General features: G+C 56.8%; 16 protein-coding genes. 7 read left to right on the forward strand and 9 right to left on the reverse strand.

All coding sequences use genetic code 11. The features are described from left to right. Positions 1 to 17 precede the first annotated feature (17 nt). Positions 18 to 1,157: a GGDEF domain-containing protein gene (locus CWM58_RS19245; protein ID WP_100681558.1), complete on the reverse strand. Its 1,140-nt coding sequence runs from the start codon at positions 1,155 to 1,157 to the stop codon at positions 18 to 20. A 362-nt stretch (positions 1,158 to 1,519) separates the two neighbouring features. Here CWM58_RS19245 and yahO point away from each other — a divergent pair, with 362 nt between their 5' ends. From yahO to artJ, 7 genes are all read left to right on the forward strand, one after another. After that, positions 1,520 to 1,792, forward strand: coding sequence for a DUF1471 family periplasmic protein YahO (yahO, locus tag CWM58_RS19250; RefSeq protein WP_008805825.1), 273 nt, complete (start codon positions 1,520 to 1,522; stop codon positions 1,790 to 1,792). Between the two features lie 253 nt (positions 1,793 to 2,045). Continuing rightward, positions 2,046 to 2,561 (forward strand): lipoprotein, encoded by a 516-nt coding sequence (locus CWM58_RS19255; protein ID WP_100681559.1) that lies wholly within the window; start codon positions 2,046 to 2,048, stop codon positions 2,559 to 2,561. Between the two features lie 226 nt (positions 2,562 to 2,787). Beyond that, positions 2,788 to 3,516 carry an arginine ABC transporter ATP-binding protein ArtP gene (gene artP, locus CWM58_RS19260; protein WP_012968630.1) on the forward strand — a complete coding sequence of 243 codons (729 nt, stop codon included), beginning with the start codon at positions 2,788 to 2,790 and terminating at the stop codon, positions 3,514 to 3,516. Positions 3,517 to 3,536: 20 nt separating this feature from the next. Then, positions 3,537 to 4,268, forward strand: a complete 732-nt coding sequence (gene artI, locus CWM58_RS19265; RefSeq protein ID WP_002896390.1) for an arginine ABC transporter substrate-binding protein ArtI — start codon at positions 3,537 to 3,539, stop codon at positions 4,266 to 4,268. 6 nt (positions 4,269 to 4,274) lie between these two features. Then, on the forward strand, positions 4,275 to 4,991 hold the full coding sequence (gene artQ / locus CWM58_RS19270) for an arginine ABC transporter permease ArtQ (protein WP_023288989.1): 717 nt from the start codon (positions 4,275 to 4,277) through the stop codon (positions 4,989 to 4,991). Beyond that, positions 4,991 to 5,659, forward strand: coding sequence for an arginine ABC transporter permease ArtM (gene artM, locus CWM58_RS19275; RefSeq protein WP_100681560.1), 669 nt, complete (start codon positions 4,991 to 4,993; stop codon positions 5,657 to 5,659). The genes artQ and artM overlap by 1 nt, the downstream gene beginning before the upstream one ends. A gap of 183 nt (positions 5,660 to 5,842) precedes the next feature. Then, positions 5,843 to 6,574, forward strand: a complete 732-nt coding sequence (gene artJ / locus CWM58_RS19280) for an arginine ABC transporter substrate-binding protein ArtJ (RefSeq protein WP_008805821.1) — start codon at positions 5,843 to 5,845, stop codon at positions 6,572 to 6,574. Positions 6,575 to 6,657: 83 nt separating this feature from the next. On the opposite strand, the gene CWM58_RS19285 is transcribed toward artJ, so the two are convergent. From CWM58_RS19285 to potF, 8 genes are all read right to left on the reverse strand, one after another. After that, positions 6,658 to 8,130, reverse strand: a complete 1,473-nt coding sequence (locus CWM58_RS19285; RefSeq protein ID WP_100681561.1) for a sensor histidine kinase — start codon at positions 8,128 to 8,130, stop codon at positions 6,658 to 6,660. Beyond that, positions 8,127 to 8,843: a response regulator transcription factor gene (locus CWM58_RS19290; protein WP_025712995.1), complete on the reverse strand. Its 717-nt coding sequence runs from the start codon at positions 8,841 to 8,843 to the stop codon at positions 8,127 to 8,129. Before CWM58_RS19290 ends, CWM58_RS19285 begins: the two co-directional genes overlap by 4 nt. Before the next feature lie 78 nt (positions 8,844 to 8,921). Beyond that, entirely contained in the window at positions 8,922 to 10,049 is a 1,128-nt protein-coding gene (rlmC, locus tag CWM58_RS19295; protein WP_100681562.1) for a 23S rRNA (uracil(747)-C(5))-methyltransferase RlmC, read from the reverse strand. 41 nt (positions 10,050 to 10,090) lie between these two features. Further along, the gene (locus CWM58_RS19300) at positions 10,091 to 10,579 is read right to left on the reverse strand and encodes a YbjO family protein (protein ID WP_061155210.1); all 489 of its coding nucleotides are present in this window, start codon (positions 10,577 to 10,579) and stop codon (positions 10,091 to 10,093) included. Positions 10,580 to 10,636: 57 nt separating this feature from the next. Further along, a complete protein-coding gene (gene potI, locus CWM58_RS19305; RefSeq protein WP_002896372.1) occupies positions 10,637 to 11,482 on the reverse strand; it encodes a putrescine ABC transporter permease PotI in 846 nt (281 codons plus the stop codon). Next, positions 11,479 to 12,432, reverse strand: coding sequence for a putrescine ABC transporter permease PotH (gene potH / locus CWM58_RS19310; RefSeq protein ID WP_061155211.1), 954 nt, complete (start codon positions 12,430 to 12,432; stop codon positions 11,479 to 11,481). The genes potI and potH overlap by 4 nt, the downstream gene beginning before the upstream one ends. A 10-nt stretch (positions 12,433 to 12,442) precedes the next feature. Beyond that, entirely contained in the window at positions 12,443 to 13,576 is a 1,134-nt protein-coding gene (gene potG, locus CWM58_RS19315) for a putrescine ABC transporter ATP-binding subunit PotG (protein WP_077274740.1), read from the reverse strand. Positions 13,577 to 13,739: 163 nt separating this feature from the next. Continuing rightward, complete coding sequence (potF, locus tag CWM58_RS19320) at positions 13,740 to 14,852, reverse strand: spermidine/putrescine ABC transporter substrate-binding protein PotF (RefSeq protein ID WP_074386442.1); 1,113 nt, start codon at positions 14,850 to 14,852, stop codon at positions 13,740 to 13,742. Between the last annotated feature and the right edge of the window lie 234 nt (positions 14,853 to 15,086).

Raw genomic sequence — 15,086 nt, forward strand, 5'->3', positions numbered from 1 at the left:
CCGGCAGTTGAGCCGGGTTAATAAGACCATTGATTACGTCCTTTATTTTTAGCCTGGTACAACGCACTGTCCGCCCGGGCGATGAGCGCCTCCACCGGGACCGTACCATCGGAAGCCACGATCCCCATACTGACGGTCACCACCTCCGCCACCGCTGAGGCTTCATGCGGTAGGGCCGCGTCGTGGATTTTCTGCTGAATGCGCTCGGCAATGGCGGTGGCGTGCGCTAAGGAAACCCCGGGCAGCGCCACCACAAACTCTTCGCCGCCGTAGCGGGCCACCAGATCGTCCTCAGCCCGCACCGCCATTTTAAGCACCTGCGCGACAGACGATAAGCAGTCATCGCCGGCCTGATGACCGTAATGGTCGTTATAGCGCTTAAAGTAATCGACATCGATCATAATCAGCGCTAACGGCGCTTTTTGCTCCCAGAGCTGCGCCAGAAAAGCATTCAGTGCCCGGCGGTTGGCCGTTCCGGTTAAGGCATCCTGGTTGGCGATACTTTCCAGCCGATGGATAAGCTGCATATTTTCCTGGTGCGTATCCCAGGCTTCGTCATACCAGCGCTGCAGAATACGCCGCCCATAAAGCAAAATCGCCGTAAAAATAGCCCACAAGGTCAAAAATCGTACTTCAGCGTCATAGTGAATCTGCACCCCTGCCAGCAAGGCGGTCACCCACATCGGTAGCATAAAGGCGATAATTCCGGGCCAGTGGTGATACAGCGCGGTGAGACCGGTGGTCATTAAAATCACCAGCAGCGGCCAGGCGAAGGGCAACGTCCAGAAAAAAATAAAACAGTAATTACTCAGGGACCAGCACAGGCTGAGCGCCAGCAGCAGCCCGGTGATGATATTCAGCGTATATCGCCCCTGCGCCAGCCGCGGCGTGACGGCGATGACCGCTAAAATAGTCGAAATAATAATGACCGCAATCAGCGCCACTTCAATATAAGGAATAACCGCCTGGTGCGTCAGTAACTTCTGATCAAAATAAGTGAAGATGAAATTACGGAAGAAAATCATTAACGCGAAAGCGATGTTGACGAAGGCCAGCCAGGGCATACTCATCGACAGCGCATGTCTCTGGACATTATCTCGGGTGGCCCACAACGCGGCTCGCTGCTCCCGCGCACTCTCTCGCTTATTCGTTAACATCTTGTCTCCCTGGTGACCTGCATGACCATGGGCGTAGCCCCTGCTCTTCTTTATGATAAACCATGTTCCCGGGAATGTCTGTCAGCGCCCCGCCCCCTTCTCCTGCCGGCGCCTCAGCTAATTTTCAGCTAACAACAGTGGAAAAAGGTCTGGCACCGCCCCTATGTTCATCCGGAAAAAAAAAAGCAAGAATTATCAATGAGAACCACGTCATCTTTTGTTTAAAAAATAGTTACCTAAACGTCATAAAATTGCAGTATTGCACTTGAAAAAAAAGCGGCGTTAGTACAATCTGAAACCGCTCATTGGTCAGTTAAAACAAGAGCATGATGATAGCAAAATAAACAATGGAGTTTAAAAATATGAAATATGCAGCTTTAGTGGCAGGTGCAGCATTGTTTTTAACGGCGAACGCCTTCTCCGCTGAGATTTTAACGAAAGAAGCCTTTAATAAGGTCCATACGCAATATACCAAAATCGGCACCATTTCCTCTACTGGCCAGACTGCGCCGAGCGATGCCCGAGAAGAACTGATTAAAAAGGCCGATGAAAAAGGCGCGGACGTTATCGTGCTCTCCTCCGGTAATACCGATAAAAAACTGCACGTCTCCGCTAACATCTATAAGAAGAAGTAATTAATCTTATATCTCAAGAAACATTATCCTATTGCCGGGTAATGTTTCTTGTTTGCTCAAAAAGTCTGTTTATTTTTAAACGGCGCCTGGTTTTTCCTGCCTTAATATCATTCTGTGATGCTCATTGTCGATTTCCTGCCCTAAGGCCGTAGTCACATCAAGGTCTTAGCTCTTTGCGTCAAGTACAATCCGCACGCTATACGCTATGCTTTAACGGAAACTGAAAACGTAGTTTGCTTATAAGGAAATCATCATGCGCTACAAACTTCTTGCTGTACTTCTCCCTTGCGCGCTGGCGCTCAGCGCCTGTACGACCGTCACCCCGGCCTATAAAGATAATGGCACTCGCTGCGGCCCCTGCGTTGAAGGCGGCCCTGACGACGTAGCGCAAAAATTCTATGACACCCAGATCCAGAACCGCACTCAGGATCCGGCAGCACTGCGCCCCTATCTGAGCGACGGACTGGCGCAGTTACTCAACGACGCCCGCCAGGATCCGGCCAACAGCAAACTGTTACAGGCTAACCCGTTCTCCAGCAGCAGCACCCCGGCGGACAGCGCCGTCGTTGCCAGCGCCTCCACCATCCCGAACCGTGATGCGCGCAATATTCCGCTGCGCGTCGAACTGAAACAGGGCACCCAAAGCTGGAAAGATGAAGTGCTGATGATCCAGGAAGGCCAGTGCTGGGCCGTCGATGACGTTCGCTATCTCGGCAATAACAGCCACGCACCAGCGGGTTCCTTGCGACAGAGTCTGGAGAAACGCTGATTCCGGAGTTGAAGCCACGCCGCTGAAACGATAACCCCGGTAAAATGTCGGTATTCGCCCCGGGAATGCCGACATTTGCGCCTCCCTCACCCACCAGGCCATATTTTGTGCTAACTTTAAAGCTAAACGTGGTTTAGATTTAACTTTTAACGCATAAATATTGCATAACTATTCTGCCAAAGGTAGTATTTGCGGCCTCAATAGCTATTCGTATCAGACTGCCCAGATGAGTATTAAACTAAACGGCATTAATTGCTTCTACGGCGCACACCAGGCGCTGTTCGACATCACGCTGGATTGCCCGCAGGGGGAAACGCTGGTGCTGCTCGGCCCCAGCGGTGCCGGGAAGAGCTCGCTGCTGCGCGTACTCAACCTGCTGGAGATGCCGCGTTCCGGTTCGTTATCCATCGCCGGCAACCAATTCGACTTCACCAAAGCGCCGTCCGATAAAGCGATTCGCGAGTTGCGTCAGAACGTCGGCATGGTCTTTCAGCAGTACAACCTGTGGCCGCACCTGACGGTGCAGCAAAACCTGATCGAAGCCCCCTGTCGCGTACTGGGGTTAAGCAAGGATCAGGCGCTGGCTCGTGCAGAGAAGCTGCTGGAACGCCTGCGTCTGAAGCCTTACAGCGATCGCTATCCGCTGCATTTATCCGGCGGCCAGCAGCAGCGTGTGGCTATCGCCCGCGCGCTGATGATGGAGCCGCAGGTCCTGCTGTTCGATGAGCCTACCGCGGCGCTCGATCCGGAAATCACGGCTCAAATCGTCAGCATTATCCGCGAGCTGGCTGAAACCGGCATCACCCAGGTTATCGTCACCCACGAAGTTGAAGTGGCGCGCAAGACGGCCAGTCGGGTGGTGTATATGGAAAATGGCCATATCGTCGAGCAAGGGGATGCCTCCTGCTTCACGCATCCGCAAACTGACGCGTTTAAAAACTATCTTTCACATTGATGTTTTTCGGGGAAATGACGATGAAAAAAGTACTGATAGCCGCCCTGCTCGCAGGCATGAGCCTCTCCGCTTCCGCCGCGCAGACCATTCGTTTCGCCACCGAGGCCTCCTACCCTCCGTTTGAGCTGGTGGACGCCAACAACCAGATCGTCGGTTTCGATGTCGATCTGGCGAACGCGCTGTGTAAAGAGATCGATGCCACCTGTACCTTTACCAACCAGGCCTTTGACAGCCTGATCCCGGGACTGAAATTCCGCCGTTTCGACGCGGTCATGGCCGGGATGGACATCACGCCGGAGCGTGAAAAGCAGGTGCTTTTCTCTACCCCGTATTATGACAACTCGGCGCTGTTCGTCGGTCAGCAGGGTAAGTTCACCAGCATTGACCAGCTGAAGGGCAAAAAAGTGGGCGTGCAGAACGGCACCACCCACCAGAAATTCATCACCGATAAACATCCGGAAATTACTACCGTTCCTTACGACAGCTACCAGAATGCGAAGCTGGACCTGCAGAACGGTCGTATTGACGCGGTCTTTGGTGATACCGCCGTGGTCACCGAATGGCTGAAGAGCAATCCGAAGCTGGCGGCCGTGGGCGACAAAGTGACCGACAAAGCCTATTTCGGCACCGGGCTGGGCATTGCCGTGCGTCAGGGCAACACCGATCTGCAGCAGAAATTTAACGCTGCGCTGGAAAAAGTGAAGAAAGACGGCACTTACCAGACCATCTATAACAAATGGTTCCAGAAGTAAGACTGAATGAACGAAATTTTTCCATTAGCAAGCGCCGCCGGGATGACCGTCGGCCTTGCCGTTTGCGCGCTCGCCATCGGCCTGGTCCTGGCGATGCTCTTTGCGGTACTGGAGTCAGTGAAATGGCGTCCGGTAGCCTGGCTTGCAACCGGCATTGTGACCATTCTGCGCGGACTACCGGAAATTCTGGTGGTACTGTTTATCTATTTCGGCTCTTCCCAGCTGCTGCTGACGCTCTCTGACGGTTTCACCATCCCGCTCGGGTTCACGCAGATCCCGGTGCAGATGCAGATTGAGAACTTTGACGTCAGTCCGTTCCTCTGCGGGGCGATCGCCCTGTCGCTGCTGTATGCCGCCTACGCCTCGCAAACGCTGCGCGGCGCGCTGAAAGCCGTTCCGCAAGGGCAGTGGGAGTCCGGCCAGGCGCTAGGGCTGTCGAAAGCCGCGATTTTCTTCCGCCTGGTGATGCCGCAGATGTGGCGCCATGCCCTTCCCGGTCTCGGTAACCAGTGGCTGGTGCTGCTAAAGGACACCGCGCTGGTGAGCCTGATCAGCGTCAACGATCTGATGCTGCAGACCAAAAGCATCGCCACTCGCACTCAGGAACCCTTTAACTGGTATATCATTGCGGCGGCAATCTATCTCGTCATCACCCTGTTGAGTCAATACATCCTTAAGCGGATTGACCAGCGTGCGACGCGCTTCGAACGGAGACCAGGCTGATGCTCGACTACTTACCCGAACTGCTGAAAGGGCTTCATACCAGCCTGACGCTGACCGTGGCGTCGATTATCGTGGCGCTGATCCTGTCGCTGATTTTTACCATAATCCTGACGCTGAAAACGCCGGGGCTGGTGTGGATAGTCCGCGGCTATATCACCCTGTTTACCGGTACGCCGCTGCTGGTGCAGATCTTCCTGATTTACTACGGCCCCGGACAGTTTCCTTCGCTGCAGGATTATCCGTGGCTGTGGCATCTTATCTCCGAACCGTGGCTGTGCGCCCTAATCGCCCTGTCGCTCAACAGCGCCGCCTACACCACTCAGCTGTTTTATGGCGCCATCCGGGCGATCCCCGACGGGCAATGGCAGTCCTGCAGCGCGCTGGGGATGAGTAAAAAGGATACCCTGGCGATCCTGCTGTCCTATGCTTTTAAGCGTGCGCTGTCGTCCTATTCCAACGAAGTGGTGCTGGTTTTCAAGAGTACCTCTCTGGCCTACACCATCACCCTGATGGAAGTGATGGGACACGGCCAGCTGCTGTACGGACGCACTTACGACGTGATGGTGTTCGGCGCCGCCGGGATTATCTATCTCATCGTCAACGGACTGCTGACGCTGCTGATGCGCCTGGTGGAACGTAAAGCGCTGGCCTTCGAGCGACGTAACTAGCGACGGAACATATTGCATAAAAAGCAGACAACAAGACGGACAAGTCTAACACCTGTCCGTCTTTTTTTATGCCATTAAAAATACTTAATCATTTTTATTGCATATAAATTCATTTAATGGCATTGTCACTCTATGCCGCAGACACGGCGAATAATCATAAGATTGACAGACGGGAGTTCCACGATGAAAAAGTTAGTTCTGGCTGCACTGCTCACCACGTTCACCTTCGGCGCTGCCGCCGCAGAGAAAATCAGCTTCGGCGTGTCCGCGACCTATCCGCCGTTTGAATCGATGGATGCCAATAATCAGATTGTCGGTTTCGATCTCGACCTGGCCAAAGCGCTGTGCAAACAAATGCAGGCAGAATGTACCTTTACCAACCACGCGTTTGACAGCCTGATCCCGGCACTGAAGTTCAAGAAATATGATGCGGTGATTTCCGGAATGGATATTACGCCGGAACGGAGCAAGCAGGTGGCCTTCACCGACCCGTACTACGCCAACTCCGCGCTGGTGATCGCCAAAAAAGACGCGTTCCATTCCTTCGATGACCTGAAAGGCAAACGGATCGGCATGGAAAACGGCACTACTCACCAGAAATATCTGCAGGATAAACATCCTGAGGTGAAGACCGTCGCCTATGACAGCTACCAGAATGCGATTATCGATCTGAAAAATGGCCGTATCGACGGTGTGTTCGGCGACACGGCGGTGGTCAACGAGTGGCTGAAAACCAACCCGCAGCTGGGCGCAGCCACGCCGAAAGTGACGGATCCGCAATACTTCGGCACCGGACTCGGCATTGCTGTGCGCCCGGATAACAAGGCGCTGCTGGAGAAACTGAACGCCGCGCTGAAAGCGATTAAGGCCGACGGTACCTACCAGAAAATCAGCAATCAGTGGTTCCCGGAGTAACTTTTTTGCCGGGTGGCGCTGCGCTTACCCGGCCTACTCTTTCCCCGTAGCCGGGTAAGGCATATCCGCCATCCGGCAATGTCTCAAAGTGGCACGAAGAACCTGAACCGCGCCCCGCTTACCGACTCCACCAGTCTGATACCGCCTCCGTGCAGCTCCAACATTCGTTTCACAATCAGCAGCCCTAACCCGCCGCGATCCTCCCGCGATGCCTGGGTAGACAACGCCGACGGCCGCTGGAACAGATCGTCGCGCAGCGCGGCATCGACGCCCGTTCCGTTGTCTGCCACTTCCACCTGGAGCTGTTGATCCTCCTGCCAGACCGCCAGACGGATCTCCCCGCCGACGGGAGTATGCCGCATCGCGTTATCGAGCAGGTTGGTCACCACCCTCTCAATCATCGACACATCGGCGTTAATCAGCGGCAGCGGTCCCGGCACATCAATATGCAGGTTCACCTCGCGCGTGCGGGCAGTTAATTCAAACTTCTGCGCCACGTCTGAGATCAGCTCCCCCATCGCGAAACGCTCGCGCTGCGGCTTAATGCCCCCGTGCTCCAGTCGCGCCAGCTCAAACAGCTGCTGCGAGAGATGGCGCACTTTGTTGCCCTGACGCAGGGCGATGGTGAGATATTGCCTGCGCTCCTCGGCAGTCAGCCATTCGTCCTTCAGGGTCAGCGTTTCCAGATACCCCAGCAGCGAAGTCAGCGGCGTGCGCAAATCGTGGGAGATATTGGCCACAAATTCGCGGCGCTGGCGGTCGTTGTCGGCCAGCCGATCCCACTGGCCGGCTATCTGCTGCGCGAGGTCAATAAAACGATTCTCGAGTATCGCCACCTCGTTACCTGGCTGCGGCTCCGGCGTGCGGGCCGCCAGGGTTTTGATGGCGCTGATGCTGTCCTGACTGCTCGCCACTACCTGGGCGGTGAGCAGGCGGACCGGCCGGGTGACCCAGAACCATGCCAACCCCCCTGCCAGAAGGCCAAACAGGGCCACCAGCAGCAGCGTCCACAGAACAATGCTCCACAGCGTTTTTTGCCAGGCGTCGGCCGCCAGCTGATTAAAGGTCTCTCCCTGCAAAATGATATACAGGTAGCCGCGCAGCTGCCCGTCGACGCGCAGCGGAGCGGCGCTGAAGACTTTTCGTCCGTCGAGACTACGCGGATCGTCGCCATATACCGGCGACGCACTGCCGGTGAGGAAAGCCTGCACCGGCGCCATGTCGATACGCTGGCGCTGGATATGTCCCGGCGGCGCCGCATCGGCCAGCAGGTCGCCATCCGGCGACAGCAGATAGAGCTCCACGCTGGGGTTAAAGGTCATCAGGCGGTCAAACAACGACTTCAGGGTTTGTCGGTTGACCTCGCCGTGGGCGTCCAGCAGCGGCTCGCGGGCCACAATCTGCTGAGCCAGCCCGGCGGAGAGGCGCTGCACCATGGCGTGGCCATACTGCGCGCTGCTGTGTAACTGAACGGCGCACACTGCCGCCGCGCACAGTAGCAGCAAGGAGACCACCACCAGCGCCAGCCGCTGGCTGAGGCTTAAGCGGCGGATCACGGGGCGGCCTCTTGCGACACCGGGGCGAACTTATAGCCTTTACCCCAGACGGTAAGAATGATGTCCGGCTCCGCCGGATCACGTTCGATTTTGCTGCGCAGGCGGTTGATATGGGTATTAACCGTGTGCTCATAGCCCTCGTGCTGATATCCCCAAACCTGCTCCAGCAGCGCCAGCCGCGAAAACACTTCACCGGGATGGCGGGCGAAGTAATAGAGCAGATCGAATTCGCGCGGCGTGAGGTCCACCACCTCGCCGCGCAGCTTCACTTCGCGCGACAGCGGATCGATGCTCAGGCCATGGCAGGACAGGCGCCCGGCGTCCATCAGCAGGTTCTGCCCCATCGCCTCCTGGCGACGAAACAGCGCTTTGACGCGGGCAATGAGCTCCAGCAGCGAAAAGGGTTTCGCCAGATAGTCATCGGCGCCCATCTCCAGGCCCAGCACGCGGTGCATTTCACTGGTGCGGGCGCTGATGATAATCACCGGCAGGTAGCGGGTCATCTGGCGGATACGCCGGCAGATCTCCAGGCCATCGACGCCGGGCAGCATCAAATCGAGGATCACTGCATCCCAGACCTGTTTTTCCAGCTGGACAAGGGCCTGGTCGCCGTCGGCTTCATGCACAATCTGATAGCCCTCATCCTGAAGATTGAGCCGCAGCAGCGTGGCAATATCCTCGTCATCTTCCACCAGCAGAATGGTTTTGGCCATTAGATTCCCCCCACCAATAACAAAATATGCTGCGCCAAGCTTACCCGATTTCAGCAGCGCAAAGCCTTCACATTTTGTTTAAACTTCGCGGACCAGCAGGGTCAGCACTTCGTAGTGCGCGGTGTGAGGAAACATATCAAATAACTGGACCCGCTCGACGCGATAGCCGCGAAGACGGGCAATATCGGTCGCCATAGTGCGGGCGTTACAGCTTGAATAGATGATATAAGGCGGCGCCATGCGGCTTAAATAGTCGCACAGTTCGGCGCCAATGCCGCGACGCGGCGGGTTGACCAACACCAGCTGCGGGATATCGTCTTCATGAGTGGCGAACTGCGTCGAGTCCAGCGCCTGAAAATGCAGATTGCTGAGCCCCAGCTGCGCGGCTGACTGTCTGGCGCAGGCGATCGCTTCCGGAGCGATCTCGATACCGGTCAGGCGCATCGCCGGCGTCGCGCAGTGCAGGCCAAATCCCCCGACTCCGCAAAACAGATCCCACATATGCTGGACCGGCAGCGCGCGCACCCAGTCGCGGGCGGTGGCATACAGCCGACTGGCTACCGCCGGGTTGGTCTGAAAGAAACTTTGCGGGCGGATCCACAGCGGCACCTCGTTAAAGACCTCCCCCAGCGCCTGCTGTTCGGTGAAGAAGATCTCCTGCTCGCCTTCCATGATTGCCATATGCACCGGCTGGATATTCGCCGTGATCACCTTGAGCTGCGGGAGCTGCGCCTGCAGCCACAGCAGCGCGGCGCGCAGCTGAGCCACCTTGGCCTCTGAGCGCAGCACGAAGCGCAGCATCATCTCCCCCTGCTGGCTGGCGGTCAGCAGCAGATATTTCAGCTCCCCGCGCTTGCGGGCGACGTTGTAGGGCGTTAACCCGGCGCGGGCGATAAAGGGCTTCAGGACGGCAAACACCGGCGCAAACTCGGCGGGATAGAGCGGGCAGTCGGTGAGATCCACCGGGGTGCCATCGCGATGCAGCATCCCCAGCAGCGGACGCTCAACGCTGCCGCTGACCACCATCTTGGCCTTGTTACGAAAGGCCGTCTCTGGCCCGCTGACCGGCTCGCCCCAGGCAGCGACCGGGATCGCCGCCAGCAGCGTGCGCAGATCGGCCATTTTATCGGCGAGCTGTTGCGGGACCGGCCGCTCCAGCCATTGACAGGAGCGGCAGCGGCCGGCGTCGTAGAGTGCGCAATGCATAATTGACCTTCAAAAATCCAGGGGCGGAGATTGTATCACCGTTATTGCAGGCGGAAAAACCGACGACAGTTTGCTGGCACAAACAGCAGCGTCAGGACCAGCAGATCCGGCAGTTTTTGCATCACCAGCGAGTGGAAAATCTCCCGTTTCGATTCACCGGGAATGCTGAACAGTTCCGGATAACCGTAGCCCAGCGACGCCGCCCACAGATAGCCGGCGGCAATCACCTGCGTCAGCAGATAGATCCAGCGTGCCCAGTTACGCCCTTTCACCAGTGAAAAAGCGCACCAGATTTCTATAAACACCAGCACCAGGCTGCCAAGGAAGACCAGCGTCAGGTTCCAGGTCTGGACGCTGCGGTGAATGAATTCGTTTAACCCCTGCAGACCCAACAGATTGAGGATCATCAGCAGATCCAGAGCACGAATCAAAATAATAGCAAAGGCCGCCACCTGCACCAGCGCAGGGACGTTAAGGCGGGCATGAGATGAGCGAGTTTTCGTAAACAATCCCAACGTAATGTCTTCCATGAAAACGGCGCCACAAGGTGGCGCCGACAGGAGGCTGCTGTACCGATTTTAGGTGGTTCAGCCTTGTCTTGCACGCTGGATATCGCGCACTCGCTGCTTTTCTGCGCGGGCCATCAAATACCAGGCGATAAAACCAACAATACCGACCACGCCAAGGATGAGCGTCGCCAGGGCGTTAATCTCCGGATTGACCCCCATGCGCACGCTGGAGAAGACCAGCATCGGTAACGTCGTGGCCCCGGGACCGGAGACAAAGCTGGCGATAACCAGGTCATCCAGCGACAACGTGAAGGCCAGTAGCCAGCCGGAGATCACCGCCGGCATAATCATCGGCAACGTGATGACGAAAAAGACCTTCAGCGGTGCGGCGCCCAGATCCATTGCCGCCTCTTCAATTGAGTGGTCCAGCTCGCGCAAACGCGAGGAGATCACCACCGCCACGTAGGCGGTACAGAAGGTGACGTGCGCCAGCCAGATGGTCAACATCCCGCGGTCCGACGGCCAGCCAATGGCATGCCCTAGCGCCACGAACAGCAGCAGCAGGGAGAGACCGGTGATCACGTCCGGCATGACCAGCGGCGCGGTGATCATAAATGCGAAGCCGTTAGACCCGCGAAAGCGTCCAAAGCGCACCATCACCACCGCGGCGATGGTACCGAGGATCGCCGCCGCCGTCGCCGCGCAGGCGGCGATGGTCAGGCTCAGCCCTACCGCGCTCATCATCGCATCATCGTGGAACAATTCGCTATACCAGCGCGTCGACCACCCGGCCCAGACCGTCACCAGTTTCGAGCTGTTGAATGAGTAGATCACCAGCATCAGCATCGGGGCATAGAGGAAGGTGAACCCGAGCACGAGGATCAGAATGCGCCACGGCGAGCGTACTACCGGCAAGTCGTTCATCCCTGCTCTCCCATCTGTTTTTGCTGGTGCTTGTGGAACCACATGATCGGCACGATCAGCAGTAGCAGCATGACAATCGCCACCGCCGAGGCGACCGGCCAGTCGCGGTTGTTAAAGAACTCCTGCCACAGCACGCGGCCAATCATAATGCTATCGGGGCCACCCAGCAGTTCCGGGATCACGAACTCCCCCACCGCCGGAATAAACACCAGCATGGAGCCGGCGATAATGCCGCCTTTGGTGAGCGGGACGATCACCTGGAAGAAGGTCTTCAGCGGCCGGGCGCCGAGATCCAGCGAGGCCTCCACCAGCGAATAGTCGATGCGGGTCAGCGCGGTGTAGATCGGCAGCACCATAAACGGCAGGTAGGCATACACGATACCGATATACACCGCCAGGTTGGTGTGCAGGATCTCCAGCGGCTGATCGATAACCCCTAACCACAGCAGGAAGTTATTCAACACGCCGTTGCTTTTCAGCAGCCCCATCCAGGCATAGACGCGGATTAAGAATGACGTCCACGACGGCAGGATCACCAGCAGTAGCAGAATATTGCGCGTCGACGGCTTGCTGTGCGCCACCGCCCAGGCCAGCGGATAGCCCAGCAGCAGGCAGCAGATCGTCGATATGCCCGCCACCTGCAGCGACTGGAGATAAGCTTCAAAATAGAGCGGATCGTCGGTCAACTGCAGGAAGTTGGCAAAGTTGAGGGTCAGCGTCAGCTGGCCATCCGCCCACTCCATCAGTTCGGTGTAGGGAGGGATCGCCCGCGCCATCTCGGCAAGACTTATCTTGAACACGATCAGGAACGGCAGCATAAACAACAGGATCAGCCACAGATAGGGCAGCGCAATCACCAGCTTGCGGCCATGCGCCATCTGCAGGCGTGCCACCCACAATGCGAAACCGCCCGGTTTTTTCTCCCCTGACGGGGATTCAACGGTACTCATCGCCCTCTCCTTACACCGTCAGCACTACGCAGCTGTCAGCATCCCAGCATAAACGCACCTCATCACCCCAGGTGGGCGTCCCTTTCCGATGGCGGTGTTCATTCTGCAGCTGGGCACTGATCATCTGCCCGCTTTGCAGGCGCACATGATAGATAGAGAGATCCCCCAGATAGGCGATATGAATCACCTCGCCGACGGCAAAATTGTAGCCGTCCGCCGGTGGTTCATCGCACAGCATGATCTTCTCCGGGCGCAACGCCACCCAGACCGGCACGTTGTCCACCACCGACGCGTCGGGGTCGACCTTCAGCGGGTGCACCAGTCCTGGCGAACTCAACACCAGACCATCCTCCAGACGCTCCTTCACCAGGCCTTCAAAGACGTTTACCGAGCCGATGAACTCGGCGCTGTAGCGGGTGGTCGGGTGCTCGTAAATCTCTTCCGGTTCGCCAATCTGCACAAACTTGCCGCGGTTCATGATGGCGATACGGCCCGCCATGGTCATCGCCTCTTCCTGGTCGTGGGTCACCATTACGCAGGTCACGCCAACGCGTTCAAGGATATCCACCACCTCAAGCTGCATGCGATCGCGCAGCTTTTTGTCCAGCGCGCCCATCGGCTCATCGAGCAGCAGCAGCTTCGGCCGTTTCGCCAGGCTACGCGCCAGCGCGACACGCTGGCGCTGGCCGCCAGAGAGCTGGTGCGGCTTGCGTTTGGCATACTCCTGCATATGTACCAGGGCCAACATCTCCTGCACCCGGGCGGTGATTTCCGCTCTGGGCAGGCGATCCTGCTTCAGACCGAAGGCGATATTCTGCTCAACGGTCATATGGGGAAACAGGGCGTAGGACTGGAACATCATATTGATAGGTCGCTGATAGGGCGGCACGCGCGCCAGATCAACGCCGTCGAGCATAATCTGCCCGGCGGTCGGTTGTTCAAAGCCCGCCAGCATGCGCAGCAGCGTCGATTTCCCGCAGCCGGATGCGCCCAGCAGAGCAAAAATTTCGCCTTTGTAGATAGTGAGACTGACGTCGTCGACCGCGTGCTGGCCATCAAACGACTTGGTTAAGTTACGGATTTCCAGTAGCGGGGTCAGCGCTTTGGGGGCTTTCGCCTGTGGGCGGGGCATTACGTCGTTCAATCGGGTGCTCTCCGGCAAAAAAACGATCACCATATGGTCCGGTGCCATACTTCGTGCTTAACAGTGCAATTGCACCATCCTGGTGCTTCTGCTCGCCGGGCGCGCTGCCATTTCCCGGCGAGTGCAGATCTGATACGGCCCGTGTTCGACGGGCCGTCAGAGATTATTTGCCGCTCTTCACTTTGGTCCATGCGCGGGTGCGCACGCGGTCAATCTTCGGATCCTGCACCTTCAGCGTGAACAGTTTGGCGAACACATCCGCTGGCGGATAAATCGCCGGGTTGTTACGGATAGCCTCGCTGACCAGCGGTGTGGAGGCCTTGTTGCCGTTGGCGTAGAACACCTGGTCGCTGATTTTAGCGATCACATCCGGACGCATCAGATAGTTAAGGAACTGATAGGCTTCATCTTTATTCTTGGCGTCGGCCGGCATGGCAAAGACATCAAAGAACGCCAGCGCGCCTTCTTTCGGAATAAAGTAGGAGACGTTGACGCCATTTTTCGCCTCTTTCGCGCGGTTGGCCGCCTGCCAGACATCCCCTGCCCAGCCGATCGCCACGCAGATGTCGCCGTTGGCAAGGTCGTTAATATATTGCGAAGAGTGGAAGTAGCGAATGTTCGGCCGCAGCTTCAACAGCAGATCGGTGGCCGGGCCGGTGTAATCATCCGCTTTGCTGCTGTTCGGATCCTTGCCAAGGTAGTTCAGCACGGTGGCGAAAATCTCTTCCGGCGCGTCGAGGAAGGAGACGCCGCAGCTTTTCAGTTTTTCGAGGTTCTCCGGCTTCAGCACCAGATCCCAGCTATCGACCGGCGCATCTTTGCCGAGGACCGCTTTCACCTTATCCACGTTGTAGCCAATACCCGTCGTCGCCCACAGATAAGGCACCGCGTATTTATTCTCCGGGTCATGCTTGGCGACCAGCTTCAGCACTTCGGGGTCAAGGTTCTTCCAGTTGGGCAGCTTGCTCTTATCCAGCGGCTGGAACACGCCCGCCGCCAGCTGGCGCTCAAGGAAGCTTGCCGACGGTACCACCAGGTCGAAACCGGTGCTGCCGGCCATTAATTTGCCTTCCAGTACTTCGTTGGAATCAAAAACGTCATACACGACTTTAATTCCGGTCTCTTTTTCGAAATTCGCTACCGTGTCCGGCGCAATATAATCAGACCAGTTATAAACATGCAGGGTTTTTTGTTCGGCGGCGAGCGAACCGGCAGAGACGGCCATCAGCGCACCCGTAACCAGACCTGTTAACCATTTTTTACCAAAGGCGGTCATATCTCTTATCCTTCTCAACGCCCGTTAATTTACGGGCTCAAATATACGCATTTCAACGCATGCAAGAATCATGCATATTTTTTCATTGCCTGAGAAAAGGAGAGTGGATCTCTCCCGGAGTGGTTGCTCGCAACTGGAAGCATCGCCAGAATAACTGTAGCCAGAATAAGAGGCTATAGCCCAGGTAAAAAAACGCCTTTTATCAAATTTTTATGCAATAACGGTCTACGTGAT

Origin of the sequence: Klebsiella sp. H-Nf2 (assembly GCF_002806645.1) — a bacterium.
Lineage (GTDB): Bacteria > Pseudomonadota > Gammaproteobacteria > Enterobacterales > Enterobacteriaceae > Klebsiella > Klebsiella variicola.